The sequence below is a fragment of the Caldovatus aquaticus genome (assembly GCF_019458025.1).
In the GTDB taxonomy this organism is placed as follows: domain Bacteria; phylum Pseudomonadota; class Alphaproteobacteria; order Acetobacterales; family Acetobacteraceae; genus Caldovatus; species Caldovatus aquaticus.
Map to the genome: position 1 here is coordinate 1 of NZ_JAHZUY010000116.1, position 3,311 is coordinate 3,311.

A 3,311-nucleotide genomic window follows, 5' to 3' on the forward strand; every position below is an offset into this window, starting at 1 on the left:
ACGGTCCGGCGGCGCGCCGGCCGGGCGGGAAGGCGCGGGGCGCGGCGCCCCGTTGCGCGCGGCCGGGCGCGGCTTCCGGCCCGCCGCCGCACGCCGCCCCGCCGGGAGCGCGCGCGCCATGAGCGCCGCCCGCCCGGCCCCGGGCCTTCCGGCGCGGCTGCTGCGCGGCGCGGTGCGGACCTACCAGTACGCCCTGCGCCCGCTGATCGGCGCGAATTGCCGGTTCCACCCCCACTGCAGCGACTACGCGCTGGAGGCGCTGGCCGTCCACGGGGCGCTGCGCGGCAGCCTGCTGGCCGCCCGCCGCATCCTGCGTTGCAATCCCTGGCATCCCGGCGGATGGGATCCGGTGCCGCCCAGGACCGCCGCGCCCGCCGCCGATCCCTCCTCGCCGAAAGGCTGAGCAGATCCCGACCATGGACCAGAAGCGCCTCTTCGCGGCGATCGCGATCTCGATCGGCATCCTGCTGATCTTCCAGACCTTCATCGCGCCGCCGCCGCCCCGCCCGCCGGCCGAGGCGACCGCCCCGCAGCGGGCCGCGGAGAGCGCGGCGCCGCTTGCTCCCGCCCTGCCCGGCTATCGCGAGGCCGCGCCCGCCGCCGCCGCGCCGGCCCGCCCGCCGGCGCAGAGCCTGGCGATCGAGGCGCCGCGCCTGCAGGGCGGCCTCAACCTGCGCGGCGCCATGCTCGACAGCCTGGTGCTGAGGGACTACCGCGAGACGGTGCAGCCGGATTCCCCGCTGGTGCGGCTGTTCGCGCCGCGCGGCGGGCCGCACCCCTACTTCGCGCAGTGGGGCTGGACCGCGGCCGACGGCCGCACCCGCGTGCCCGACGCGGAAACCGACTGGCAGGCCAGCGGCGGCCCGCTCGCGCCCGGCCGCCCCGTCACGCTCTCCTGGGACAACGGCCAGGGGCAGGTGTTCGAGATCGTCCTGCAGGTGGACGAGAACTACATGTTCACCGCCGAGCAGCGGGTGCGGAACGACGGCCCCGAGCCGGTCCAGGTCATCCCCTGGGCGCGCGTGCGCCGCGAGGCGACGCCGCCGACGCAGGGCTTCTTCATCCTGCACGAGGGCTTCACCGGCGTCCTCGACGGCCGGCTGCGCGAGTGGACCTATTCGGACGCCCGGAGCGAGGCGCAGAAGCGTGGCAGCGGCCCGGCCTTCGAGCAGGAGTCGCGCGGCGGCTGGGCGGGCATCACCGACAAGTACTGGCTGGCCGCGCTCGCCCCGGCGGACCAGGCGCTCGCCACGCGCATCGCCTACCGCTACGTGCCGGAGGGCGGGCAGGACCGCTGGCAGGTGGACCTCGTCCCCGCCGGCGCGCAGGCGGTGGCGCCCGGCGCCACGGCGCAGCTTGCCACCCGGCTGTTCGCCGGGGCGAAGGAGGTGACGCTGCTCGATGCCTACCGCGACCGCCTCGGCATCGTCCACTTCGACAAGGCGATCGACTTCGGCTGGTTCTACTTCCTGACCAAGCCGTTCTTCTACGCGCTGCACTGGATCGCGCTGCAGTTCAAGGCGCTCGGCTCCGGCGCGCCCTTCGGCCTCGCGATCCTGGTCTTCACCCTGCTGATCAAGGCGGCCTTCTTCCCGCTGGCCAACAAGGCCTACCACAGCATGGCGAAGATGAAGGTCCTGGCGCCGAAGATGCAGGAGATCCGAGACCGCTACAAGGACGACCCGGCGAAGGCGCAGGCCGAGATGATGGCGCTCTACCGGAGCGAGAAGGTCAATCCGGCCTCCGGCTGCCTGCCGATCCTGATCCAGATCCCGGTTTTCTTCGCGCTCTACAAGGTGCTGTTCGTCACCATCGAGATGCGCCACCAGCCCTTCTTCGGCTGGATCCGGGACCTGTCGGCGCCCGACCCGACCAACCTGTTCAACCTGTTCGGCCTGATCCCCTGGGACCCGCCGGCCTTCTTCCACCTGCCGGCCTGGGCGCTGATCATGGGCGCGACGATGTGGCTGCAGCAGCGGCTCAACCCGCAGCCGCCCGATCCGATCCAGGCCAGGATCTTCCAGTGGATGCCGGTGATCTTCACCTTCATGCTGGCGAGCTTCCCGGCCGGGCTGATCATCTACTGGGCCTGGAACAACCTGCTCTCCATCGCGCAGCAGTGGTACATCATGCGCCACGACCGCGCCGCCGCGGCGGCGAAGAAGGCCCTGCCGGCACCGCCGGCGGCCGACGGCGGCGGCAAGACGGAGGGCAAGGAGCGGAAGAAGGAAGACGTGCGGGTGTGAGCGACGCCGCACGCCCTCTGCCTGCCGGCGGCCTCGCCGAGGCCAGGGACGAGGCCGAGCGGGCGGCGCTGGTCGAGGCCGGACGGCGCCTCTTCGCCCGGCCCTGCCGGTTCTTCTTCGCCGCCCAGCGCCTGGACCAGTTGCCGCCGCCGCGTGCGCCGGAGGTGGCGTTCTGCGGCCGCTCGAACGTCGGCAAGTCGAGCCTGGTCAATGCCCTGACCGGCCGGAAGACCCTGGCGCGCGTGTCCGGCACGCCGGGACGGACGCGCCAGCTCAACTTCTTCGAGATCGGGGGGGCGCCCGGCGAGCAGCGTCTCGTCCTGGTGGACATGCCGGGATACGGCTACGCCCAGGCCCCGAAGGACCTCAAGGCCGACTGGCAGGGGCTGATGTTCGACTTCCTGCGCGGCCGGCCGAGCCTGCGGCGCGTGCTGCTGCTTCTCGACGCGCGGATCGAGACCAAGCCCTCCGACCGCGCGGTAATGGAGCTGCTCGACAAGGCGGCGGTCGCCTTCCAGATCGTGCTGACCAAGGCCGATGCGGTGCGGCCGCCCGCGCTGGCGCGGCGGCTCCGGGAGGCCGAGGGGCTCGCCCGGGCCCACACCGCGGGGCATCCGCTGGTCGTGGCGACCAGCAGCCGGACCGGCCTCGGCATCGAGGCGCTGCGGGCGGAACTGGCGGCCTTGGCCGCGCCGGCGGAGGACTGACCGGAGACAGGTCGTTCCGCACGGGGAATTCACCGGCCGGTTCGTTGAAAAAACGATCCCCTAGGCTCGGGGCTCGATGCCCGAGCCAGAAGGTGACGGTGGCGGCCGGCGTGATGGCTGCGAAGAAGGTGTGCGCGCAGCGGTCGTGACGCCTGGCGATGCGGTGCCAGTCTTTCGGCCGGCCGAACATGATCTCGATACGGTGGCGCTGGCGGTAGAGCGCGGGGTCGTGCGGGATGGGCCGCTTGCGCGAGCGCGTCGAGGGGATGCAGGGCGTGATGCCGCGGTTTTGCAAGGCGGCGCGGAAGCGGGCGCCGTCGTAGCCGCGGTCGGCGATCGGCTCGCGGGCTGGCGGCAG

The 3,311-nt window shown here is 73.1% G+C and carries 3 protein-coding genes and 1 pseudogene; 3 read left to right on the forward strand and 1 reads right to left on the reverse strand.

What is annotated here, in order from left to right; all coding sequences use genetic code 11:
• Positions 1-118: 118 nt before the first annotated feature.
• Genes yidD through yihA form a run of 3 tightly spaced genes read left to right on the forward strand, consistent with a single transcriptional unit; the run spans position 119 to position 2,953 of the window.
• Positions 119-403 (forward strand): membrane protein insertion efficiency factor YidD, encoded by a 285-nt coding sequence (yidD, locus tag K1J50_RS18630; protein ID WP_220119246.1) that lies wholly within the window; start codon positions 119-121, stop codon positions 401-403.
• A 13-nt stretch (positions 404-416) separates the two neighbouring features.
• The gene (gene yidC / locus K1J50_RS18635; protein WP_220119247.1) at positions 417-2,246 is read left to right on the forward strand and encodes a membrane protein insertase YidC; all 1,830 of its coding nucleotides are present in this window, start codon (positions 417-419) and stop codon (positions 2,244-2,246) included.
• A gap of 17 nt (positions 2,247-2,263) precedes the next feature.
• Positions 2,264-2,953, forward strand: a complete 690-nt coding sequence (gene yihA, locus K1J50_RS18640) for a ribosome biogenesis GTP-binding protein YihA/YsxC (RefSeq protein WP_220119248.1) — start codon at positions 2,264-2,266, stop codon at positions 2,951-2,953.
• Between the two features lie 151 nt (positions 2,954-3,104).
• Here the strand turns inward: yihA and K1J50_RS19690 are convergent.
• Positions 3,105-3,248: pseudogene (locus tag K1J50_RS19690) on the reverse strand (IS5/IS1182 family transposase); the annotation flags it as partial.
• Positions 3,249-3,311: the final 63 nt, after the last annotated feature.

What these genes read in the sequence shown, in the direction of transcription:
- yidD (WP_220119246.1), top strand. Translation starts at nt 119, where the DNA reads ATGAGCGCCGCCCGCCCGGCCCCGGGCCTTCCGGCGCGGCTGCTGCGC.
- yidC (WP_220119247.1), top strand. Translation starts at nt 417, where the DNA reads ATGGACCAGAAGCGCCTCTTCGCGGCGATCGCGATCTCGATCGGCATC.